Raw genomic sequence first — 23751 nt, 5'->3', positions numbered from 1 at the left:
CTCATATAGAGTAAATGTGTTAGTCATTAGAATACTTGTTTAATACCGAAATAGGTACCTCCATTCGTAGAACTGAACGGTCTGGTCATTTGAATAACGCCATAGGTATCTTTATGCAAACGTATATCACTACGAATACGATATTTACGATGATTAAGGTCATATAGCGCGGCTGATAAGGACACTGGACCACGGAGGTTATAATCCACCCCAAGACCCAATTCACTTTCAAAAATACCACCACGCACCAACCATTTAGAACTGATAAATCGACCTGCATTCAGATCAAAAGTAGTATCATCACCCATATTAGAAAGGCCAATTTCAGCCATTCCTTTATTGTTAAAGGCACGTACTCTACCATTGACACGGAATTCATTATCCGTTGTGTTATACAACAAATCTACAGATGGTTCAATCTTGGTAGATGACTTTTTTTCAGTCATACCAACCTCTACACTATTTCCATTTACATCCGTTTGGTACGCCTTTCCGCCCATCAGTTTATTGATGCGAGCTGAAATCTGTGCCGTATTATGTAAAGTCTCCTTAATATTTTCTTGTGCTTTAGGATCTGTTACAGTTGATTCCATGGTACGAGCCATATTATCTACACGATCAGTAGTTTGTTTTAAATTAGTTAAAATAGCACGCATATCATTGCCTGCATTACCATCAGCATTAAATTGCTGTGCTGCTTGATTTAGCTGAGCCGTTACATCCGCCATATTTTGTGTAATAGCTACCGCATTATCAGCCATCACAGCTGTAGATTGCAAAGAATATTTAAGTGCACTTTGAGTTGCAGGATCACCAATAATACTATTAATAGACTGTAGCATCTTCTCAGTACCATCCATTAATTTTTGTGCACTCTGCATGGCCTTATCCACAGCATCAACGCCTTCACCTTTAACGGAGTCACCATCTTGTAAATATACTTTAGACTGTCCTGGTGAAATTTGAATAAATTTATCACCTAAAAAACCATCTGACCCCAAGGAAAAGATTGAGTCACTTGGAATCTGCGTTTTTTCATCAAGTTTCATCTTAACCACAACGCCACGCGGTGTAATTTCAATATCAGAAACAGTCCCAATGGCCACGCCGGAAAATTTAACCTGATTCCCATTTTTTAGGCCATTTACTTGAGTGAAATCACCTGTAATTGTCATTTGCGGTTTAGCCCAAATATCGATACGGCCTACAAATAGTATGCCTGCAATAAATAGAACTATACCTATTATTGTAAAAGCCCCTACCTTGGCCTCCGTCGTCCACTTCATTATATATCTCCCATCGCAGATTCGTTAATCGGCTCTGCTTCACCATGAATAAATTGTTGTACCTTCTTATTTGTAGAATTCTTAAATTCTATTGTATCAGAAATTTCTACAAAATGCCCCTGATCGAGTAAAGCTATGCGGTCAGCAACATAAAATGCTGACTGCATATCATGTGTTACCACGATAGAAGTACAACCAAGCCGATTCTGCATCCCCTTAATTAGCATACTAATCGTACCTGATGTAATAGGATCTAACCCTGATGAAGGTTCATCATAAAGAATTAAACTCGGATCTAGTGCTATAGCACGAGCTAAGCTAACCCGCTTTTTCATACCACCAGATAACTCATTAGGCATATAGGACTCATATCCCTTTAAACCAACCCAATCAAGTCTTTCTGCCACAATGCGTTTGATTTCGTCATCCTTTAACTTCGTATGTTGACGCAAACCAAAAGCTACGTTCTCACCTACCGACATAGAATCAAACAAAGCTGAATATTGGAATACCATCCCCATTTTTCTTCGTACCGTATTAAATTCATCTTCAGATAATGTAGTTATATCTGTGCCATCTACGATAATCTGCCCTGATGTAGGACGTTGTAAACCTATTAATAAGCGAAGTAATGTACTTTTACCACTACCACTGCCGCCTAATATAACTAACGTCTCCCCATCATTAATAGTGAGATTAACAGAGTCTAAAATCACACGTGACTCGTAGGCAACTACAACATTGCGTAGTTCAATCATAAATCCCTCTAAAAATATCCACTAAAATAACAATGTAGATAAAAAGTAATTTAATACAAATACTAGAATAATACTAGTTACTACAGAACTAGTAGTGGAAAAACCAACAGCTTCTGCGCCCATTTTAGTTTCCATGCCCTTATAAGCACCTACCAATGCAATGACAGCACCAAACACACTAGACTTTATAAGTCCTAAGGTGAAATCTGAAATGGTAGAAAACATTTGAATAGAATCTAAATATGTACTAGGCGCCAAACCCTTGATAACAGTGGCTACAAAGTAACCACCGGCAATACCGATAACAACACCATAAAATGCCAAAATTGGCACCATAATCATACACGCTACTACACGTGGTACCACGAGGTAACCAACAGGATCAACAGCCATAACACGTAGGGCATCAATTTGTTCTGTTACCTTCATTGTACCAATTTCAGCCGTGATAGCTGCGCCAACACGGCCGGCTAATACTACACCAACTAAGATAGGACCCAATTCACGGCCCATAGCTACAGCCATAAGACCACCTACTGTACTTTGAGCACCATAGGTAATGAGTACATCTGTAATCTGTAAGGTCATAACGGCACCAGCAAAGAGTAGAGTTAAGCTAATAATAGGCAAGGAGTCTACCCCTAAGTGAGCCATCTGTTGAAATACATGCCACAGATTAATCATTTTTAATTGTTTTATTGTTTGCCACACTAATAATGTAGCACTACCCATCTGCGATAAGCCGTTTATGACGACTCGACCTATCGATTCTAGCCAACTCAACAGTCTATCCCTTTCCCTTACAGTTTCAACTTATTCAGCTGTATTTGTTCCACCAGCATTAGCCTCGTCTTTTTTATTAGTTTCTTTCGACTCTTTTTTAGAATCCTTTTTAGACTCAGCTTTATCCGTTTTATCTTTTTTAGATTGATCTTCCAATTCTAACTTGCGTTCCATCTTAATCTGATGTTTCGCTTCTTTGACACGTTTTGCTAATTCTTTATCCCGATCAGCAGGCTTCATTACATGAATCGTAAATTGACCATCACCTTGCACAATGTACTCAGTATCAACAGCAGTCTTTTCAGGTTTCTTTTCATCATCCTTACTAGAACTCAAATCTTCTTGACCTGTTTTTTTCTTTACATCCCCTGGCATAGGTTTTGATTCCACATCTTTAAGCTTAGCCTTTTTAACAGATTGAGAGCCATCTTCATCAACTAAGCTGATACCATCTTCCAAAAACTCTACAACAATTTGATTATTTGTATCTGTCTTTTGAATTTCATCATAAAGCTCATCAAAATCTTTATGAACCTTCAAACGACGTAAAATTTCATCTGTTAAATTATATTTCTGTTTTTCCAATACGTATGGCAATGGAATCTCGCCACCGCCACGCACCTCTAAGGTATACTTACCAATAGCTTGATCTTCAGGTACCTTAAAGAAAATTTGTTTAATAACCTTTTCACCGCGGAACGGCTCTAATGTTACATCTACTACGATAGTATCCCCAGGAGAAACTACAGTAGACGAAGCAGAAGCATCGATAAGCTTTGCTGTTTTCTTATCTTGCGTTACGTTTGTTTCAACCGAAATATCCGAAATTTCATAGTTGATGAATCGATTGTTCATAAGAACATCAATGACATTATAAAATTCATCAACTGCTTTTTCACTAATAGAATCAGAGCTGTAGAACATATTTGTCCGCGTTAATGGCTTATGTTCTTTCCCTTTTGGCGTAATAGTATAAGAAATTGTAGCCGTACCAGAGCCACTGCGATCCAATGTTTTATTCAACATATTGTATAAGGCTGTAGCTGCTAAAGTTGGTGTCATTTCACCATCTTCAATAACCTTGACGGAACTAGTTCTATCACGGCCCATATCAATATCCTTTAAATGGAATCGCAATGGAATACCTGGCGAAATCACGCCTGATACACCTGCAATACCGGCACCTCTATCTTCGGTAACAGAGCCAATCTCTTTACCCATAGAGCCAAGCTTAAAGGCAGCATTATAGCTTTTTACAACGGTAAAGATACTTGCATTGTGCATAAAATAGTTAGAAGAACCATGTTTTAAGAATGGATGACCAAAGGCAACAACCTTTTCACCATCTACATGAGTAACAGTACCAATAGCGCCCAATTTAAGGTCACCATCAACTAGCAAAGCCGCTACTGAGCCACCAGCTTCTAAAGGTTTTGCAATTTCATCACCACTAGCACTTGCGGTGTCATATGTTTCATATTTATATTGTGGTAACTTCGATTTAAAGTATTCCATTGATGCCGCATCGAAGCCATATGCCATAAGTGGAGTACCTAAAGGAATCAATTGTGTATCATCCCAAGGTTTAGATAAGTTTTTCTCATATGGTATATTCCATAGTTTGACCATATCCTCAATAGGAGTAATCATACCTATCGTACCATCCGCAAACCCCCAGCCATAAGCAACAGCCCCAACGAGTTTACCATTTATATATACAGGGCTACCACTCATACCATGCGCAATGCCACCAGTTTGATCCATAACGGGTCCGGAAAACTTGGCTAAAATAAGATGACCAGATGGTCCCTTATCCTTCATGACACCCAGTACCTTTACATCAAAGGTGGAAATAGTATCCCCTACGATTACAGTTTTTGCAATACCTTCCATACCTGTTGTTACATCATTGACAGGCATAAAATCAATAGCCTGTGCAGTTGTAAGTGAAGTACAGAAGAAAAGCGCCAGTATCGCTTTTCTATACCGACGCCAAGAATGAGAAAACTTCATTCCTTCTCTCCTTTATTTACTTTCTACAGTGACAACGATTTGATCACGAGAAACGTCTGAACCCACTGTAACATTAACCGCCGTTACAGTACCAGTTACAGTAGATTTAGCAGCAGCCATAGGACCAGCCAATGTCTCTACAGTCACCAATGTTTGGCCTTCTGTTACAGAAGTACCAACAGAAACTGTAGAAGCAACTTTACCTGTTAATACACTTTGGTATGATACAGGGGCCGCCATTACAGAGCTAACACTTAAAATGCCTAATGCAGCTAAAGCTAACACTACTCTTTTCATAACGATCCCTCCTTTTACAAAATTAGTTATGTATTTATAGTATACTAAATTATTAGTAATATTTCAAACAAAATTGTATGCAGCGAATCTATTTTATGATTACTATATCCTCATAACTCATAGGTGCAGAAGATTTGTGTACATAATCATCATTGATAACTATATCAATGCTACCTTGATTTGATAATTCAGCGCCATCAACAACACCTAATTTAGACAATAACTGAGCTCCTTCTTTTTGAGTCACACCTACAGATTGAAGTTCGGATTTATCAACTGTTAGCACAACTAAATCATGTTCCTTTGTGGTTCCAATGAAGCTACGACCTTTGTTATTAGATTCATCAGCGCCTACATAGCGACCGCCTTTCATCACCATAGTGCCCACTTCTAAACTAGCTCCTCCAGTAGTACTAACTTGAGCAAGTTCTTCTCTATTTTGAATCGTAATAGGTGTTCCAACTTTTAATTTACGTAAAGCATTTCCAGATTCGCCATGACCAGACAATACGTATTGGTTTTCCCCAATTTTAGAATTTCCCTTTTGTTTACTAATAACCTTGCCATTAGCTATAGTCACTTCATAACCATATTCATTGGTCTTTGTAGAAGGACCATAAGTTGACGTATAAAGAGTCAAGGCATTCTCTTTACGAACCGTATCAACGGAGGTGATTACAAAACTCTCATTCTTTGTTTTAGCTTGAAGTAAAGGTTTTTTCTCTTCTATAAAGTATCCTCTATTAGGCGTATATCGTAACGTACCACGATTAGAAATACGCTCTAAATCAATGGCTCCATCACTCGCCACTGAGTAAGGTCGTTCAAAACTGCCCCCTTTTACCTTTGCTCCAATGATAGCTGTATGAGCTTGAGTAACAGAAGATAATGGTTTACCTTCTGGAACATGCGCCACCACCATAGGTGAATCATTATCTACGGTCAATGCAAAGGCTTGAATTTTCCCTTCAGCTACGGTGTTATTAATTTTGCTATACGTTACAGATTTATTTACATCTTTTGTAGTCTGTTGCGCATAGCCAGAAAATAAATCCACTACTATACGCGAAGGCTTTTCTAATGCAAACTCATGATGTTGTACATCCTTATTCGCTGTTAATGTTACTCGTAAAGCCCCATTAACCTGTTGTAAGCCAATGCCTTTAAGAACTCCCGTTTTTTTATCATTTTGTGATATGGGGCCAGTTAAACCATTTGTAGTACCCCCTAAGTTCAATGTAAGAGCATGTGTTTCTTCATTATAGGATTGAGTCCAAGATACAGGCATTTCAGATACATCTAAAACAATTCGGCTTGTACCTTCATGATTAGATACGCGCACCCCTGTTAAATTACCGGCCTCAGCATGAGGAACGGTACTACCCAGTAGACCTAAAACAGCAAAAGTCATATACAGATATCGTTTCATCTTTAATTCCTCTATAGCTACAAACCATAATAATGGCCTTATATCATTACATCAATTTTACGCAATATACTTTTACTATAGTATACAGCATAAAGATGAAAAATTCAAAAAATAAACGAAAAACGAGGTTACAATCTAAAGATACTCCATACATAAAATAGAATAACTGTAGACCATAACCTCGTCAATTTAAGCTCACTTCATCATGGTATATTATTGTAACTATATTATTGTAACTCATCTAATGTATCACGAAGCTGTGACATTTCATCTAAAGCCTTTGCAACACCTTTAATTACTGCATATCTTGGAGATTCTACAAGGTATGCCGCGATTCCAATAGAACGTGTAATAACACGGTCTAATCCATCGATGAGCGCGCCACCACCAGTAAGAATGATACCATGATCATTGATAGCGGCCACAAGTTCCGGTGGAGTTTTTTCTAAAATGGACTTAACGCCTTCCAAAACATTCATCACTTGTGCTTCTAGAGCACGTTGAATCTCTAAAGAATTCACCGCAACCATCTTTGGTAATCCAGAACTTGCATCTCGTCCTCGTACCTCAATCGTACGCTCCTTTGCACGACGATCCACAGTCCCTACAGAAATTTTAATTTTCTCTGCCGTTAGCGGACCAATAACGAGGCGCTTCTTACGGCGGATATAACGAATAATAGATTCGTTAAAAGAATCTCCACCGATGCGAAGTGATTCACTTACAACCACACCCGTATCACAAAGAACGGCAATATCCGTAGTGCCACCGCCAACATCGACAACCATCGCCCCTACGTGCTTAGCATCATTGAGACCAGTCCCCATAGCAGCAGCCAATGGCTCTTCAATAAGGACCGTCTTTTTTGCACCGGTTCTGAGTAAAGCCTCTAAAATGGCGCGTTTCTCTACAGGTGTAATGCCTGATGGCACACATACGATAATACGCGTCTTCATCAATCTAGAAGCAGGTACAACGGAGCGAATAAAGTACTTCAACATGAATTCTGTCATATCATAATCTGCAATAACGCCCGCTTGAACTGGACGGATGACGGAAATCCCTTTTGGAGTGCGGCCTACCATAGAACGTGCAGCCTCACCTAAAGCAAGAATATCACCGGTTTTATTATCCCGTGCAATATACGCAGGTTCATCTAATACCAAGCCTTTACCCTTCGCAAAAATGAGGATATTTGCAGTCCCTAAATCAATTCCCAAATCGAAGTTTAAGGATCGATTCAAACGACTCATAAAATCTCCAACTTGCTCAGGTCGAACTAAACGTTTTAATGTCATGGCTGGCGTTGTTTTAGCAATCGCTACAGTCTCACGACTACGTCGTTCAGCACGGCGCATTTTTGTAACTTTAATCATGGTCTCGCGCATATTGGAGGCTAAATGATTAGCTTGCTTTGCCACGCCATTTGAAAGCTTAGTGGACTTACGTTTTGTCCTTCTCAATGGTTTGCGTGTAGTACTTGCTTTCGAATTCTCAACCTTTGCAGCACCTAAGCTCTGTTGCTCGTTGTATAAAGCCGGCCCTTTAGAGCGCCGGCTTCTTTTCTTTTTATTTTGTTTTGGCTGTGTACTCTTATTCGTCAACCCGAACAATATCAGCACCTAACCTTTGCAATTTACCTACAAAATCATCATAACCTCGGTCAATATGATGTAAACGACCGACTTCTGTTCTACCTTCCGCAGTCAATGCAGCGCATACCAGCGCCGCTCCAGCACGCAGGTCAGTAGCATTCACTATAGCCCCGTGTAAGCTTGGCATACCTTCGACAATAGCTTGACGATTATCGATGTCAATATGCGCCCCCATTTTACGAAGTTCAGCAACATGCATAAAACGATTTTCAAATACAGTTTCTGTTACTGTACTAGTGCCTTCCGCAATCGTAGTAAGAGCCATAAATTGAGCTTGCATATCTGTTGGGAATCCAGGGTATGGCAATGTTTTAATATCGACAGCTTTAATGCCTTTACCACTACTGATAACGCGAATGCCGTCGATTTCTTCCTCTACTGTTACACCAGCTTCCTTTAATTTAGCCACTACTGGTTTTAGATGTTCTGGCAATGCATTTTCTACGAATACATCACCACCTGCCATAGCAGCGGCGATTAAATATGTACCAGCTTCAATGCGGTCAGGAATAACTGTATGAATAGCACCGTGTAATTGAGGTACACCTTCAATACGAATCACATTTGTACCAGCTCCGCGAATATTAGCCCCCATAGCATTTAAGAATGTAGCTAAATCAACAATTTCAGGCTCTTCTGCAGCATTTTCGATAACGGTTTTACCTTCCGCCATAGAAGCAGCCATAATTACATTCTCTGTAGCCCCCACACTTGGGAAATCCAAATAAATTTGAGTCCCTTTAAGTCCTTCCGGAGCATGAGCATATACATAATCTTCAGTAATTTCAATTTTTGCACCTAATGCTTCAAATGCTTTTAAATGAAGATCAATAGGACGTGCACCGATAGCACATCCACCAGGCATTGAAATTTTAGCCTCCCCTTTACGAGCCAAAAGTGGACCCATGACAAGGAAGGATGCACGCATTTTACGCACAAGTTCATAAGGAGCTTCCGTAGCAGTCAATGTAGAAGCATCGAAAACAATTTCACCATCTGCATTATTACGAGTGATTTTAACCCCCAAAGACTCGATAACTTGGCAAATCGTGCCTACATCTTCTAAATTTGGAATTTCAAGCAATTTACTAGGCGTTGATGCTAGCAAAGTACCGGCAATAATAGGGAGTACTGCATTTTTAGCACTACTAACACGTACACGTCCTTCCAATCGATTGCCACCTTGAATGATTAACTTTTCCAACAGAATTCCTCCTACACTTTATATCGTTCATCTTGTATAAGCTACAAGACCTTGTATTTATAACGTCATATACTAAATGTTATTATACTATTTTTCGATATATCTCATCAAGAGAATGAGAGAAAATACAAAGAAAAAAAGCCCTGAATATATCTCAAAAATTTATATCCAATTTTTGAATATATTTCAGGGCTTTATTCTTATTTAGCTTTTAATGTTTTAAGTTTATGATCCATATGTACTGTATCAAGGAAACGAACCGTACCAGTTTTAGACCGCATCACAATAGTATGTGTACGCGCACCACCTGGGAAATATTGAATTGGATTTAATAAGTTACCACGTGTAATAGCAGTAGCCGCAAAGATAACATCATCAGTACGAACTAAATCATTTAATGTGAGCACTTGGTTTACATCGGCAATGCCCATTTCATGGCAACGACGAATTTCTTCTTCCGTTTCTGGTTTTAAACGAGCTTGCATATCGCCGCCTACACATTTTAAGGCTGCAGCCGCTAATACACCTTCAGGTGCACCACCAGTACCTACAACCATGTGCACCCCAGAACCTTCGATACAACATTCCATAGCTGGATTAACATCACCATCAGAAATGAGCATAATACGAGCCCCTACTTCACGAGCCTCTTTCATCAAGCCTTGATGACGCTCACGATCAAGCATAACCAACGTGATTTCATCTACATTACGTTCCATTTTAGCCGCTACATTTTTGATATTTTCGGTCAAAGATTTCGTAATATCAATAGCACCTGCACCTCGAGGACCAACACAAAGTTTCTCCATATACATATCCGGTGCATGTAACAAGCCACCTTTTTCTGCAATCGCCATAACTGCAATAGCACCATTTTGACCTTTAGCAATCAAGTTTGTCCCTTCAATAGGATCAACGGCGATATCTACTTCTGGTCCGCCAGCACCTACGTGTTCTCCAATATAAAGCATAGGAGCTTCATCAATTTCGCCTTCTCCGATAACCACAGTACCAGAAATGCGAACAGAATCAAACGCTTGACGCATAGCATCTACAGCAAGACCATCGGCTGCATCCTTTTGCCCACGGCCAAGCAAACGACCGCTACGCAAAGCTGCGGCTTCAACGACACGAGCAAATTCCAAAGATAATGTACGATCCATAATGGGCCTCCTTATAAGTCCTCTATGTATTGATATGACTCTTACCTAGAGTCTCTAACTTATTGATTAGCTTGTTTCCAATCTTCCATAAATTTTGCAAGTCCTGCATCAGTCAACGGATGTTTCATAGCTTGCATGAGTACTTTAAATGGAACAGTTGCAATATGAGCACCTGCTTTAGCACATTGAATAATATGCAGCGGTGTTCTCACACTAGCAGCAATGATTTCAGTTTCAATTTCATGAATAGCGAAAATATCTGCAATATCTTGGATTAATGTAAGGCCATCCATGCTGATATCATCAATGCGTCCCACAAATGGACTCACATAACTTGCACCTGCACGAGCAGCTAATAAGGCTTGGTTTGCAGAAAAAATCAAAGTCACATTCGTTTTAATGCCTTCTTTGCTCAAAACAGCAACAGCTTTAAGGCCTTCTGGAGTCATAGGAACTTTAATAACCACGTTAGAGCCTAATTTCACAAGGTCATGTGCTTCCGCCACCATGCCTTCAGCATCAGAGGAAATAACCTCTGCGCTAACAGGTCCATCAACAAGGTTTGCAATTTCAGAAATAACTTGTTTCAAATCGCGTTTAGCTTTCACGATAAGCGATGGGTTTGTAGTTACGCCATCAATAAAACCAAAGTCATAGGCCTCTTTAATCTCATCAAATTCTGCTGTATCAATAAAGAATCTCATAAAATGCCCCCTCTTATTTAGCCGGTGAAATCACTTCAACGCCACCCATGTATGGCACGAGAACTTTTGGAATTACAACGGACCCATCGGCTTGTTGATAGTTTTCCAAGATAGCGGCTACTGTACGCCCTACTGCAAGGCCAGATCCATTTAATGTATGAACGAATTCCGGTTTACCCTTAGGTCCACGACGGAATTTAATATTAGCACGACGAGCTTGGAAATCAGTCATATTAGAGCAAGAGGAAATTTCTCTATACTTGCCTTGTGCAGGCATCCACACCTCTACATCATAGGTTTTAGCAGAACCAAAGCCCATATCACCTGTGCACAGAGTGATAACACGGAACGGTAATTCTAATAAGCGCAATACTTCTTCTGCATTATCTGTTAATGTTTCTAATTCTTTGAAAGAATCTTCTGGTTTAGCTAATTTAACCATTTCAACTTTGTTAAATTGATGTTGTCGAATAAGGCCACGAGTATCACGCCCCGCGGAACCCGCTTCAGCACGGAAACATGCGGTGAATGCAGTATAGTATTTAGGCAATTCCTCTTCACTCAAAATTTCGCCACCGTGATAATTAGTCAATGTAACCTCAGCAGTTGGAATCAAGAAATATTCCGTCCCCTCTACATGATACATATCTTCAGCAAATTTAGGCAATTGCCCAGTGCCCGTCAAAGTTTCACGAGTTACCATATATGGCGTCATCATTTCAGTATAGCCATGTTTGTCTACATGAAGATCCACCATGAAGTTGATAAGCGCGCGTTCCAAACGAGCACCTAACCCCTTATACACAGTAAAGCGAGCTCCGCTCATTTTGCCTGCACGGTTGAAATCAAGAATATCAAGGCTTTCACCTAAATCCCAATGAGCTTGAATATCAAAATCAAATTGACGTGGTTCTCCCCATTTACGTTGCTCCACATTTTCATCTTCATCAGCACCTATAGGAACAGATGCATCACACATATTTGGCAACATCAATGCCGCATCGCGCAATTTTGTTTCTACTTCGCGAATACGGTTATCAAGCTCAGCAATCTCATCGCCTACTTTTTTCATTTCTTTGATTTTTTCATCAGCATTTTCTTTGTTGCGTTTTAATTTGCTAATTTCTTCTGTTACAGAATTGCGAAGCGCTTTTAATTCTTCTACTTGGCCGATCAATTGACGACGTTCATCATAAGCGGATACAAAGGTTTTCAGATCGCCTTTTGTATGACGATTATCTAAATTTTGTTGCACTAAATCAATATTTTCACGGACAAATTTTAAATCTAACATACTATAAACCTCATTTTCCAACTATGTTACGCACAATATATTCAATACGTTTAAGTATACCATATATTGGTGTATTTATCATTAAATTATGTGCTATATACTAGACTTCTCACCAATATTTTATATTATTCATCCTCTTCTTCATCTAGCAAATAATCTTTTGCCATCCATTTACGCGTGCCTGTAAAAGAAATGGTCACCCATTTTTCCGTTGGGTTACCGCCGATTTCTTGGTCAATTTCATTGCGAATAGCATCAATTTCAGCAATAGTTTGATATGGAAAACTTTTAGGAACTAAAATATCAATTTCAATGATTCGAGTATTGCCGTATACTTGCACGCTCGTCACATAATCTTTAAAATTATACTTTTCCATAAATCGATCCATAATTTCTTGCACTTCATTATGCAATGAAGTTGGTGCCCATCCCAATATTTGTTTCATGGATGGCACAATGATACGAAATGCAGAGGGTATCATCTGTACCGCTAAAATAATTAATACAATAGGGTCAATATAGGTAGCCCATCTAGCATATTCAGTACTTTCTAGCATAGTAGCTACAACGAAACTAATCAAGATAGCCGCTTCTAACAAAGCATCGACATACCAGCTTACATTATCAAATTTAATCAAGTTAGACTGTAAACTTTTATTAATACGACGTACATAAAGATAGTAAGCAGTATCTGCAATAGTAAAGAATATAGCATAGAAAATAGCTGGTCCGAAGTCTACGTGGCGTCCACCAGACAAAAGATCTGTAATCCCACTAGATAAGGCATAAATTACTATGAGAAGAATAAAAAAGCCCTCCACGGCGAGCACCAGAGGTTCAAATTGCCAAAAACCGAATTGGAATCGCTTACTCGTTTCTCTAGCAACTAACTTAGCTGTCATAAGCATCATAATCTTAATAACAACATCAACGAAGGAGAATACCCCATCTAACAACACTGCACTAGATCCCGTTACAATCCCCATCACAGTGCCGCTCACCGCAACTAGCGCCATCAAAGCAACAGATTGCATTAATAGCTTTTGTTCAATAGAGCGTCTTGCTCCTAATATATCCATTAAGACCCCCACTTTCTTAATTTGTACATTTTTTTATTATACACCAAGTGAATTGATGAGCAAAATCGCCCTGTTCAGTAATATAAACAGGAAAGCTATAAAACCTACCATAAATCATAATCAAAAGTTTATCTAACACCTCGGTCAGGTTCTGAAAAATGCAGCGAAAAGCAGCTAGTTTGAAGGACATACAAACTAGCTGCTTTAAATACATCAGTATTCTTTTCTGTAAAATATAAACTTTACCCTTTTGGACTCGGAACTACGCGACCAGCCACATAGCGTTCAATAATATGGCGATCATCCCCTACATATAGCCAGCGCTCTAAACGCTCTTCCAAAGAACGTTCATTTGGGTCGAATAGGGACGTATCATCGATAATAAGGGCATCTAATTCATAGCCTTTTTCAAAGCTTCCAACGTGGCCAAAAAATTGTCCACCACCCTTGGTAGCCATATAGAAGGCTTCACTTAGGGTGAGAGGTGCATAGTTTTTGTCTACTTCAACCCATTTCATTTTGGATAAACCAATAGCTTCAGTAAGGACCTTTGCCATCGATACAATATGTCCACCAGAAATATCGGAGCCTAAACCGATTGGTATATTCCGCTCAATCAGCTTACGAATCGGTGCAATTCCGCTAGAAAGATTTACATTCGAATATGGACAATGAGATACCATGGTCTGCGTTTCAGCCATGCGATCCATTTCTACGTCACTCAAATGAATGCAATGGGCCATTACAGTTGGCACGGTACCCATCAAATGATGTTCATAGTACACATCTGTATAGTTTGACGACTCAGGATGTAATGATGCGACCCAATCAATTTCACCGTGATTTTCCGACAAATGAGATTGAACAGGAACATCGTATTCTTTCGCTAATTTAGCAAGTCCTGTCATGAGTTCACTCGTACAAGATGGTACAAAGCGCGGTGTAATAATAGGTTTAACTAAAGGTCCAAATTGAGCTGACGCATCTAACCATACTTTAGTATCAGCTAAGGATTGATTCGTTTCTTCAATCAAAAATTCCGGACTATTACGGTCCATGTTTACCTTGCCCACATAAGCTGACAATCCTGCTTTTTGTAAAAGCTCCATCAACACCAATGTGCTGTCTTTATGGATTGTGCCAAACAAAATACTTCTCGTCGTACCATTGCGCCATAAATCGTGAACAAAGGCACCATATACTAGACGAGCATAGTCAGGATCAATAAATTTTGCCTCTTCAGGAAATGTATAAGTTTCAAGCCATGGTAACAGTTCCTTATCCATACCAAGTCCACGATTACAATATTGTGGTGCATGCGCATGGGTATCCACAAAACCAGGAATAATGAGATTATCACCGTAATCAACAACATCATACTCTGTATAAACTGTAGGAATACTTTCACCACAATGAACAACCACCCCATCTACAGCAATAACATAACCCTGTTGAATAGATACAAGTGCTGATGGATTCGGTGTATATAATATATTTCCTTTTAAAATAATCGTTGAATTCATATAACCTCCTCGCGTGATTAGAGCCCTAAAGTACTGCGCCCATATACTACGCTAGATTTTCATTTAATAGACTATGCTATATGATTCATAGTATATGCTATTTAAATAGCAAAGTGAATGATGAACGCCACAGTCATGATGTACATAATAGGATGAATTTCATGATGACGACCTGTGGCCAATTTAATTAATGTATAAGAAATAAAACCAAAGGATAAACCTTGAGCAATACTAAATGTTAATGGCATAAGAAGAATTGTTAAGAATGCAGGCAATGCTTCCGTGAAATCAGTAAAATCAATATGCGTTACCTCACTCATCATAAATACGCCAATAGTAATCAGTACAGGTGCAGTCGCTTGTACCGGTACCAATAAGAACAATGGTGCAAAGAATAAAGATACCAAGTATAAAAGGCCAGTTACTACTGCCGTAAGACCTGTGCGACCACCATCAGCAACGGCTGCCGCACTTTCAATATAAGAAGTAACTGTAGAGGTACCTACAACGGCACCTGCTGCGGCACCAATAGACGTACATAGCAAGGCACGATTCAAACCTTCAAATTTCCCTTCTTCATTTACTAAGTTTGCTTTTCTCGTTACACCAATCAATGTACCGATATTATCGAACATATCCACAATAGTAATGGAGAAGATAATGGAGAAAAAGCCATACCCAATAGCACTCATTACATCAAGTTGACCAAATGTGTCTACTGGAAATGGTGGTACCAAGTTAAAGATATCCGAACTAGATATAGGAACCTTAGTCAAACCTAACACCATAGCCAAAATCGTAGTGAAGGCCATACCAATTAACAATCCACCCTTAATCTGCTTAGCTAATAAAATACTTGTAATAAACAAGCCTAACAATGTTAATAGTACTGCAGGATCTTTCATATTCCCAAGGGTTACAAATGTAGCATTATCAGAAATAATTATATGAGCATTTTTAAAGCCAATGAAGGCAACGAATAAACCAATACCTACGCCAATAGAGGTTTTCAGCACTTGTGGAATACCATCTACTATTTTATTAAGAACTTTAGTAACTGTTAAAATAACAAAAACTGTACCGGAAATAAAAACGGCACCTAATGCAGTTTGCCAACTAAGGCCCATAGCACCGCAAATGGTATACGAGAAAAATGCACTTAGGCCAAGTCCAGGTGCTACGATAACCGGAACATTAGCAACAAAACCTATTAGCATTGTCGCAAAGGCAGTTGTTAAAATTACAGCCGCTACAGCACTACCATGAGGCATTCCTGATACAGATAATAGATTGGGTATTACTGCCAGAATGTATACTGATGCAATAAACATTGTAATACCCGCAAAAATCTCAGTCTTTACTGATGTTCCATGTTTGGTTAACTTGAAAAACCGATCAAGACAACCATTGGCTTGATTACCTCTTTCATAATCCATTGAACTCATCGCACTTACCTCCTAAACTTTTAGAAATATAAATTTAGTTAAATAAAAAACGGCTACAAGAGCATCATAAATAAGCTCTTGTAGCCGTAAATCTCGGTTCACGCTAGAGAGACTTGACCCATCCCGTCAAGGTTATACAAGGTATGTAGTAGTTCTATACAGTTAATCTATATCATCACATTCAGATTCGATAAAGCAAAGATAAATAAGAAAAACTTTATATGCATGAATTTATATCATATATATTATGTAAATACCACATCTCACACTTAGTATAAAATTATTTTTATACACTGTCAATAACAATTGATGAATAATCATAAACTATTTTATTATCCTAGAAATTATTTTCTATAGACTTTATATCGTTAATTTTGTTATATACTTATAGACTGATACAGGAGCTCAATATATTAACCACTCCATTAATCCATCGTATAAAATTACATATAGCATTCATGTTTCAATACATATTTAAAGGCAGTATCGTAGTAACAGGTTTAAAATGATATTTATATGATACTAACTATTTCATAAATATATAAAAAGCTCCCTACTCAAAGAATAGGGAGCCTTAATAGTGTCGATTATTATTCTGCTTCTTCAGCTTCAAAATGCTTAGGAGCTTCTGGTTTCATCAACGGGAACAATAATACATCTCGAATGGATGCAGAGTCTGTTAAGAACATAACAAGACGGTCGATACCAACACCTAAACCTGCTGTTGGAGGTAAACCGTATTCAAGAGCTGTAACGAAGTCTTCATCCATGCGGTGAGCTTCATCATCGCCCGCTTCACGTTCTTTTAATTGATCCAAGAAACGTTGTTTTTGGTCGATTGGATCATTTAACTCGGAGAAGCCATTTGCCAATTCACGACCATAGATAAAAGCTTCAAAACGTTCTGTAGCCAATGGATTTTCACGACTTGCTTTAGCAAGTGGAGAAATCTCTTTAGGATGACCATATACGATAGTTGGCTGAATCAAGTTTTCTTCTACATAATCTTCAAAGCAAAGATTTAAGATTTTACCAATACCATCATTTTCTGTGTATTCTACATTTAAGCGATCAGCAATAGCACGAGCTTCTTCTATAGTTGTGACTGCATCAAAATCTTCACCAGTGTATTTTTTTACACCTTCAGCCATTGTGATACGATTCCAAGGAGGAGTCAAATTAATTTCTGTACCTTGGTATGTAATTTCTTGTGTACCAAGTACTTCTTGAGCACAGTAGGACACAAGATTTTCTGTTAAGCGAATCGCATCCTCTACATCGCCATAGGCTTGGTAGGATTCGATAGTAGTAAATTCTGGATTATGACGATTATCGATACCTTCGTTACGGAAGCAACGGTTCATTTCGAATACGCGGTCCATACCACCAACGATTAAACGTTTGAGATACAATTCTGGTGCAATACGCATGTAAATATCGATATCAAGCGCATTATGGTGAGTGATAAATGGACGTGCAGCAGCCCCACCAGGGATAGCATGCATCATCGGTGTTTCCACTTCCATGAAGCCATCACGCATCATGTATTCGCGAATCTTAGCAACGATTTGAGAGCGTTTTACAAATGTATCACGCACTTCAGGATTTACAATTAAATCAACATAGCGTTGACGGTAACGAAGTTCTGTATCCTTTAATCCATGCCATTTTTCTGGTAATGGACGTAAAGACTTAGATAACAATGTTAATTTGTTAACTTTAATGGTAACTTCACCGGTATGCGTTTTAAATACGTGACCTTCTACGCCGATGATATCACCAATATCAAGCATTTTAACGTATTTATAAGCATCTTCGCCCAATACATCTTTACGGAAGTATACTTGAATATCACCAGATTTATCACGAATATTCGCAAATGCCGTTTTACCATGGGAACGGATTGTCATCAAACGACCTGCAATAACTACAGGCTGGCCATCATATTTCAAGAAGAAATCTTCTTTAATATCTTTTGCGTAATCTTTTACGACAAAACGTTGGCCAAATGGGTAAATACCATCAGCTTCATATTCGGCTAATTTATCGCGGCGAATTTGCATTTGCTCATTCAGCTCTTCTTGTATATTTTTAATTTCTTCACTCATGTTATCGCCTCTTTGTCGGTAATTGTAAATTATTGGATTGCTAACACTTTGAATGTTACAGGACCATCTGGTGTGGAAACCTCTACTTCATCGCCCTTACGTTTACCCAAAATAGCTTTACCTACAGGAGATTCATTAGAGATACGATTGTTAAATGGATCCGCTTCAGAGGAACCAACGATAACATATTCCAATTCATCGTTGTACATAGTGTCAAGTACAGTAACTTTACTACCTACAGATACAACGTCACCTTTTACAGATTCATCGATAATCTTCGCAGTGTTAATCTTATTCTCTAACTCTACAATATGACCTTCAATAAAAGCTTGTTCATTTTTTGCATCATCATATTCAGAGTTTTCACTGATATCGCCATATTCAATAGCAGTTTTAATACGTTCAGATACTTCAATACGGCGTACAGATTTATAGTACGCTAATTCTTCTTCTAACTTCTTTAAACCTTCGGCGGTGAGTAATGTTTCTTTTACGTCTGCCATGGGTACCCCACTCTTTCTACATATAAATAATAAGAAAAAGTGTCATAGTAAGATGACACCTTATCTCTTGTTTCTAAATTATCTCAATCATTATATAAAAATACTATTTATTTGTCAATCTGACTACCCTTCGGACAGTATTTTGCGATATGATTCTAGCTCATTGTGAAAGCTCGTTACAGTATGAATTGTATTCACTCGATTGCGCCAATATGCAGATTCCGGAAGTCCCTTCATATACCAGCCCGCATGAGTGCGTATCTCCTTAACGGCCATACTTTCACCCTTGTATTGGCATAACAAGTCAAAATGCTTTAATAACATATCTAGACGCTCTATATCGGTCGGAGCTGGCAATACTTCACCAGTGGCTAAATAATGATGAATACGACCAAAGATCCAAGGATTCCCCTGTGCACCACGGCCTACCATTACAGCATCACAACCGGTTTCATCAAGCATTTGCTTAGCATCTTCAGGTTTCACTATATCTCCATTGCCAAGTACGGGTACAGATACAGCTTCTTTCACAGCCTTAATATAAGACCAGTCCGCATGTCCACTATACATTTGCTCCTTTGTACGCCCATGTACGGCAATAGCAGCCACACCTGTAGACTCAATGCGTTTTGCAAAATCCACAACATTGATAGAGTCACTATCCCAACCAATACGCATTTTTACAGTAACCGGTACATCAACAGCCTCAACAGCGGCTTCTGAAACACGAGCCGCTAGATCAGGATTTTTCATAAGTGCCGAACCATCGCCAGAGGTAACTACCTTTTTTACAGGACAACCCATATTTATATCTACAATATCGGCGCCTGCATCGGCCACAACCTTAGCCCCCAAAGCGATTGCTTCTGGATTAGAACCAAAAATTTGCATGGATACAGGACGTTCTGCATCTTCAATACGCAATAATTCATGAGTACGCTCATTCTTATATTTAATACCCATAGCACTGACCATTTCGGTACATACCAAGGCGGCACCTTGTTCTTTGGCCAGTAGTCGATACGCAATATCGCTAACCCCTGCCATAGGCGCTAATATGGCTTGTCCGTCAATTTTAACGGACCCAATTTGCCACTGTTTATTATTCATATAATTCTATATCCCCTAATAAAAAAGGTACAGCATAAGCTGTACCTGAATGTACACTACTTCGTTACATATACGTAACTATATTATAGTAGCATTATTTATTTCTTTCGTAAATAAGGCGTAAGCCTTCTAATGTAAGCATAGGTTCTACATGGTCAATGCAGTCTGTAGCACTGCTAATAAGTTGTGCCAAACCACCTGTAGCCACTACAGTTACATGATTTCCCATTTCTGCTTTCATACGAGACACGAGTCCTTCTACTTGCCCTACATAACCGTAGAACATACCAGATTGCATAGAAGACACCGTATTTCGGCAAATGACTTGCCCTGGGTCTCTCACATCGATACGAGGCAATTTGGCTGCCCGTTGAAATAGAGCTTCTGCAGAAATGGTTACCCCTGGACTAATAACCCCGCCCATATAATCACCATTACCTTGTACCGCACAATAGGTAGTAGCCGTACCAAAATCGATGATAATTAAATCGCCCTTATAAAGCTCATGTGCTGCTACAGCATTTACAATACGGTCAGCCCCTACTTCACGAGGATTATCATACTTAATAGCGATGCCAGTTTTAGTACCTGGACCTACAATAAGAGGATTTACATTAAAGTAGCGCAAACACACGCGCTCTAATGTAGGCATTAATGGTGGTACAACCGAGGAAATAATGATAGCATTAATATCTTTTACATCAACCTTACGGTCGTGAAAGAATAAGTTCATCATCAGCATGCCATATTCATCGGTGGTACGGACCCGATCTGTGGAAATACGCCAGTGACCCACAAGTTCTGTCTTGTCGTATACACCGAGAACAATATTGGTGTTTCCCACATCAATTACTAATAACATTAATGCCTCCTATTTACGTGGACGAATTGATACGTCCCCTGCCACAATACGTTTAATTGTCCCATCTGAGATTCTTACTAATAAATTACCATCTTCATCAATATCTGTAGCTACCCCTTCATAGGTATTGCCAGGAGCACGCACTTCAATTTCTTCACCGAGCGTAACAGATAATTGCCTCCATTCATTAAGGGTTTCTTCAAAGCCGCTATCGAGCACTTCATAATATTGATGTTCTAATTCTTCTAATATAAGTCTAAATGCTTCTGTGCGCTCAATATCAATATCTTCCATCGCAAGGGATGTAGCAATTAATTTCAACTCTTCTGGTAATTCTTCTTGTTTTGTTTTTACGTTGACCCCAATGCCCATTACAATATGAGAAATTTCTTCCATAGAACCAGACATTTCTGTCAAAATACCTACTAGCTTACGACCATTCACAAGAATATCATTAGGCCACTTTATCCCCGCATCGGTGAGCCCCATCTTATGAAATGCCTTCGTCAAAGCTACAGCAGCCATCAAAGTACACTTTGGAGCCTCTACAGGTGGAAAATCAGGCCGTAAAATCAAGCTAAACCACAAGCCTTTGCCAAATGGAGAATACCAACCGCGAGATAAACGCCCACGACCAGCAGCCTGTTCCTCAGTAACCACAACCGTACCTTCTTCTGCACCTTGTTGAGCTAAACGACGAGCTTCTAAGTTCGTAGACTCCGTGGTATCCATATAAACATATCGTTTACCAAATACATCTGTTTTTAAGATTTGTTTCATTGCCAAGGGGCTCAACAAATCAGGTTCTTCCAATAATCGATACCCTCTCTTGGTATAAGATTCAATTTTGTAGCCTTTTTGACGTAACGCCTTGATATGTTTCCAAATAGCTGTGCGCGAAACATGGCAGGCTTCGGACATATCTTGTCCCGATACGAAACTACCTTGGTTTTGTCTCAAGAATTCTAGCACTTCATCACGCATAGTTTAGAGCCCCTTTCTTTGTCAACCTAGGTTTACAATTCGATTGTACAAGTGTACCTTGTAAAATGCAAGGATTATTTAAAATAATTAATGTTATAATGTATATAGTATAAAGGTATACATAAAAAAATAGATAACAATAATGCTATCTATTATCCTTCGGAGAGATATATGAAACAGTTTACATTAGAAGAGAAAAATCAAGTTTTAGAGAACCCTTTTATCCATATTCATCGAAAACTGGATGTACTACTCAATATAGGGAAGTTACTAATGGAATGTGGGGCAAATACAAATCGAATCATTGAGGAAATGCTAAAAGCCGCAACATTTATGGGAATTCCTCATGATTACTTAAATATCCATATTTCATATACCACTATTATGGTCAATCTATTACACAAAGAACGATCCATAACAGTCTTCAGAAAAACACCAGTTCATATTCCGAATATGGCTATGATCAATGCCGTATCAAAGCTCACATGGCGCGCCTTTGAGCGACATTACTCACTAACGACCTATGAACGACTAATTGCCAAACTGGATACAACTATACCAACGTATCCAAACTGGATAAAAGGACTAGCTTGTGCACTAGGTTCGGCAGGTCTTGCATACCTTTACAGTGGCGATATTATCGCATTCATCGTTACCATCATATGTTCTAGTATTGGTTATTTTACGCGCACCCTATCAGGCAGATTAGGGCTTAATGAATATGTAGGAATCGCATTAGGCGGATTTGGTGCCATGATATCGGCTTACGCTTTTTATAGTCATGTAAATAATGAATCCTTACTATATGTACTCGTTTGCTGTACCTTGTTCATGATTCCTGGGGTACCATTAATCAATTGTGTCATCGATATCATTAATAATCATATTTTATCGGGTATGACACGCGCTATTAGAACATTACTCATCGTGGGTAGCATGACTTTAGGTATGGCCATGGCACTCTACTTTAGCCCTGCACCAGCATTTAATTTTGTTGATATTAAACCTCATGTTATTTCCATTGAGCAAGTTATCGGTTCTTTTACAGCTGCAGCTGCTTTTGCGGTACTTTTTAATGCTCCTGTCAGACTATTAGTATCCATTGGTATTGGTGGCGTACTATGTGTATGTATTCGCAATATACTATCCGTAGAATTAGGATTTTCTACACCAGGTGCTACCTTTATTGGTGCTGCCATTATGAGTATTATTTTTGTAAAAGTTTCTACTTGGTTAAAAACATCTAGCACTATCATTATCGTGCCGTCTGCCATCGCATTAATGCCCGGTATACTGTACTACCGATTTCTCTTCGACATGTTACACATCAATGCATTAAATGATGCTAGTCTAATCCTTATGATACAAAATGGTGTAACTGGCACATTTACAACTATAGCTATAGCAATCGGTGTAGCTATACCAAATGTTTTGGCACAAAAATATTTGCAAAAACTAAAAGAACAACGCATGACAGAACTTCTTGCCACACGTCATATAAACGATGGACAGTAAAAAAGAGCTAGCCTTCTAAAAAGGCTAGCTCTTTTT

General features: G+C 38.8%; 20 protein-coding genes. 1 reads left to right on the top strand and 19 read right to left on the bottom strand.

Annotation, left to right across the window (positions count from 1 at the left end):
* Positions 1 to 26: 26 nt before the first annotated feature.
* The 19 genes from ACMKPP_RS00255 to ACMKPP_RS00165 all read right to left on the bottom strand — a co-directional run bounded on the left by ACMKPP_RS00255 (position 27) and on the right by ACMKPP_RS00165 (position 22200).
* Positions 27 to 1286 (bottom strand): MlaD family protein, encoded by a 1260-nt coding sequence (locus ACMKPP_RS00255; protein ID WP_024061015.1) that lies wholly within the window; start codon positions 1284 to 1286, stop codon positions 27 to 29.
* Entirely contained in the window at positions 1286 to 2044 is a 759-nt protein-coding gene (locus ACMKPP_RS00250; RefSeq protein WP_004695454.1) for an ABC transporter ATP-binding protein, read from the bottom strand. Before ACMKPP_RS00250 ends, ACMKPP_RS00255 begins: the two co-directional genes overlap by 1 nt.
* A 21-nt stretch (positions 2045 to 2065) precedes the next feature.
* Positions 2066 to 2827 carry an MlaE family ABC transporter permease gene (locus ACMKPP_RS00245; protein ID WP_004695453.1) on the bottom strand — a complete coding sequence of 254 codons (762 nt, stop codon included), beginning with the start codon at positions 2825 to 2827 and terminating at the stop codon, positions 2066 to 2068.
* Positions 2828 to 2857: 30 nt separating this feature from the next.
* Entirely contained in the window at positions 2858 to 4840 is a 1983-nt protein-coding gene (locus ACMKPP_RS00240; RefSeq protein WP_004695451.1) for a SpoIVB peptidase S55 domain-containing protein, read from the bottom strand.
* 12 nt (positions 4841 to 4852) lie between these two features.
* Positions 4853 to 5137, bottom strand: coding sequence for a biotin/lipoyl-containing protein (locus ACMKPP_RS00235; protein ID WP_004695449.1), 285 nt, complete (start codon positions 5135 to 5137; stop codon positions 4853 to 4855).
* A gap of 88 nt (positions 5138 to 5225) precedes the next feature.
* A complete protein-coding gene (locus ACMKPP_RS00230) occupies positions 5226 to 6566 on the bottom strand; it encodes a phosphodiester glycosidase family protein (RefSeq protein WP_123138501.1) in 1341 nt (446 codons plus the stop codon).
* Positions 6567 to 6793: 227 nt separating this feature from the next.
* On the bottom strand, positions 6794 to 8179 hold the full coding sequence (gene mreB / locus ACMKPP_RS00225; protein WP_119562099.1) for a rod shape-determining protein: 1386 nt from the start codon (positions 8177 to 8179) through the stop codon (positions 6794 to 6796).
* A complete protein-coding gene (murA, locus tag ACMKPP_RS00220) occupies positions 8160 to 9425 on the bottom strand; it encodes a UDP-N-acetylglucosamine 1-carboxyvinyltransferase (protein WP_004695444.1) in 1266 nt (421 codons plus the stop codon). The genes mreB and murA overlap by 20 nt, the downstream gene beginning before the upstream one ends.
* Positions 9426 to 9625: 200 nt before the next feature.
* On the bottom strand, positions 9626 to 10588 hold the full coding sequence (glpX, locus tag ACMKPP_RS00215) for a class II fructose-bisphosphatase (protein ID WP_004695442.1): 963 nt from the start codon (positions 10586 to 10588) through the stop codon (positions 9626 to 9628).
* A gap of 59 nt (positions 10589 to 10647) precedes the next feature.
* Entirely contained in the window at positions 10648 to 11292 is a 645-nt protein-coding gene (fsa, locus tag ACMKPP_RS00210) for a fructose-6-phosphate aldolase (protein ID WP_060919858.1), read from the bottom strand.
* A 13-nt stretch (positions 11293 to 11305) separates the two neighbouring features.
* Positions 11306 to 12586, bottom strand: coding sequence for a serine--tRNA ligase (serS, locus tag ACMKPP_RS00205; RefSeq protein WP_270279375.1), 1281 nt, complete (start codon positions 12584 to 12586; stop codon positions 11306 to 11308).
* Positions 12587 to 12711: 125 nt separating this feature from the next.
* Complete coding sequence (locus ACMKPP_RS00200) at positions 12712 to 13665, bottom strand: cation diffusion facilitator family transporter (RefSeq protein ID WP_119562103.1); 954 nt, start codon at positions 13663 to 13665, stop codon at positions 12712 to 12714.
* A 242-nt stretch (positions 13666 to 13907) separates the two neighbouring features.
* Positions 13908 to 15188, bottom strand: a complete 1281-nt coding sequence (gene guaD, locus ACMKPP_RS00195; RefSeq protein WP_119562106.1) for a guanine deaminase — start codon at positions 15186 to 15188, stop codon at positions 13908 to 13910.
* A 101-nt stretch (positions 15189 to 15289) separates the two neighbouring features.
* On the bottom strand, positions 15290 to 16633 hold the full coding sequence (locus ACMKPP_RS00190) for an NCS2 family permease (protein WP_060919854.1): 1344 nt from the start codon (positions 16631 to 16633) through the stop codon (positions 15290 to 15292).
* 590 nt (positions 16634 to 17223) lie between these two features.
* Positions 17224 to 18741, bottom strand: a complete 1518-nt coding sequence (lysS, locus tag ACMKPP_RS00185; RefSeq protein ID WP_008715811.1) for a lysine--tRNA ligase — start codon at positions 18739 to 18741, stop codon at positions 17224 to 17226.
* A 29-nt stretch (positions 18742 to 18770) separates the two neighbouring features.
* Positions 18771 to 19244, bottom strand: coding sequence for a transcription elongation factor GreA (gene greA, locus ACMKPP_RS00180; RefSeq protein WP_004695428.1), 474 nt, complete (start codon positions 19242 to 19244; stop codon positions 18771 to 18773).
* 123 nt (positions 19245 to 19367) lie between these two features.
* Positions 19368 to 20354 (bottom strand): tRNA dihydrouridine synthase DusB, encoded by a 987-nt coding sequence (dusB, locus tag ACMKPP_RS00175; RefSeq protein WP_270279376.1) that lies wholly within the window; start codon positions 20352 to 20354, stop codon positions 19368 to 19370.
* Between the two features lie 94 nt (positions 20355 to 20448).
* Complete coding sequence (locus ACMKPP_RS00170; protein WP_123138497.1) at positions 20449 to 21216, bottom strand: type III pantothenate kinase; 768 nt, start codon at positions 21214 to 21216, stop codon at positions 20449 to 20451.
* A 9-nt stretch (positions 21217 to 21225) separates the two neighbouring features.
* Entirely contained in the window at positions 21226 to 22200 is a 975-nt protein-coding gene (locus ACMKPP_RS00165; protein WP_004695422.1) for a biotin--[acetyl-CoA-carboxylase] ligase, read from the bottom strand.
* A gap of 171 nt (positions 22201 to 22371) precedes the next feature.
* On the opposite strand from ACMKPP_RS00165, the gene ACMKPP_RS00160 reads away from it, so the two are divergent.
* Positions 22372 to 23715 carry a threonine/serine exporter family protein gene (locus ACMKPP_RS00160; protein ID WP_004695419.1) on the top strand — a complete coding sequence of 448 codons (1344 nt, stop codon included), beginning with the start codon at positions 22372 to 22374 and terminating at the stop codon, positions 23713 to 23715.
* Positions 23716 to 23751 lie beyond the last annotated feature (36 nt).

It is taken from the genome of Veillonella parvula (assembly GCF_048309325.1).
In the GTDB taxonomy this organism is placed as follows: domain Bacteria; phylum Bacillota; class Negativicutes; order Veillonellales; family Veillonellaceae; genus Veillonella; species Veillonella parvula_T.
This window is presented reverse-complemented; position numbering and strand designations above follow the sequence as displayed.

What these genes read in the sequence shown, in the direction of transcription:
- lysS (WP_008715811.1), bottom strand. Translation starts at nt 18,741, where the DNA reads ATGAGTGAAGAAATTAAAAATATACAAGAAGAGCTGAATGAGCAAATG.
- ACMKPP_RS00165 (WP_004695422.1), bottom strand. Translation starts at nt 22,200, where the DNA reads ATGCGTGATGAAGTGCTAGAATTCTTGAGACAAAACCAAGGTAGTTTC.
- ACMKPP_RS00170 (WP_123138497.1), bottom strand. Translation starts at nt 21,216, where the DNA reads ATGTTATTAGTAATTGATGTGGGAAACACCAATATTGTTCTCGGTGTA.
- ACMKPP_RS00190 (WP_060919854.1), bottom strand. Translation starts at nt 16,633, where the DNA reads ATGAGTTCAATGGATTATGAAAGAGGTAATCAAGCCAATGGTTGTCTT.
- guaD (WP_119562106.1), bottom strand. Translation starts at nt 15,188, where the DNA reads ATGAATTCAACGATTATTTTAAAAGGAAATATATTATATACACCGAAT.
- ACMKPP_RS00255 (WP_024061015.1), bottom strand. Translation starts at nt 1,286, where the DNA reads ATGAAGTGGACGACGGAGGCCAAGGTAGGGGCTTTTACAATAATAGGT.
- ACMKPP_RS00250 (WP_004695454.1), bottom strand. Translation starts at nt 2,044, where the DNA reads ATGATTGAACTACGCAATGTTGTAGTTGCCTACGAGTCACGTGTGATT.
- glpX (WP_004695442.1), bottom strand. Translation starts at nt 10,588, where the DNA reads ATGGATCGTACATTATCTTTGGAATTTGCTCGTGTCGTTGAAGCCGCA.
- ACMKPP_RS00200 (WP_119562103.1), bottom strand. Translation starts at nt 13,665, where the DNA reads ATGGATATATTAGGAGCAAGACGCTCTATTGAACAAAAGCTATTAATG.
- dusB (WP_270279376.1), bottom strand. Translation starts at nt 20,354, where the DNA reads ATGAATAATAAACAGTGGCAAATTGGGTCCGTTAAAATTGACGGACAA.
- serS (WP_270279375.1), bottom strand. Translation starts at nt 12,586, where the DNA reads ATGTTAGATTTAAAATTTGTCCGTGAAAATATTGATTTAGTGCAACAA.
- fsa (WP_060919858.1), bottom strand. Translation starts at nt 11,292, where the DNA reads ATGAGATTCTTTATTGATACAGCAGAATTTGATGAGATTAAAGAGGCC.
- ACMKPP_RS00235 (WP_004695449.1), bottom strand. Translation starts at nt 5,137, where the DNA reads ATGAAAAGAGTAGTGTTAGCTTTAGCTGCATTAGGCATTTTAAGTGTT.
- greA (WP_004695428.1), bottom strand. Translation starts at nt 19,244, where the DNA reads ATGGCAGACGTAAAAGAAACATTACTCACCGCCGAAGGTTTAAAGAAG.
- ACMKPP_RS00230 (WP_123138501.1), bottom strand. Translation starts at nt 6,566, where the DNA reads ATGAAACGATATCTGTATATGACTTTTGCTGTTTTAGGTCTACTGGGT.
- ACMKPP_RS00160 (WP_004695419.1), top strand. Translation starts at nt 22,372, where the DNA reads ATGAAACAGTTTACATTAGAAGAGAAAAATCAAGTTTTAGAGAACCCT.
- ACMKPP_RS00240 (WP_004695451.1), bottom strand. Translation starts at nt 4,840, where the DNA reads ATGAAGTTTTCTCATTCTTGGCGTCGGTATAGAAAAGCGATACTGGCG.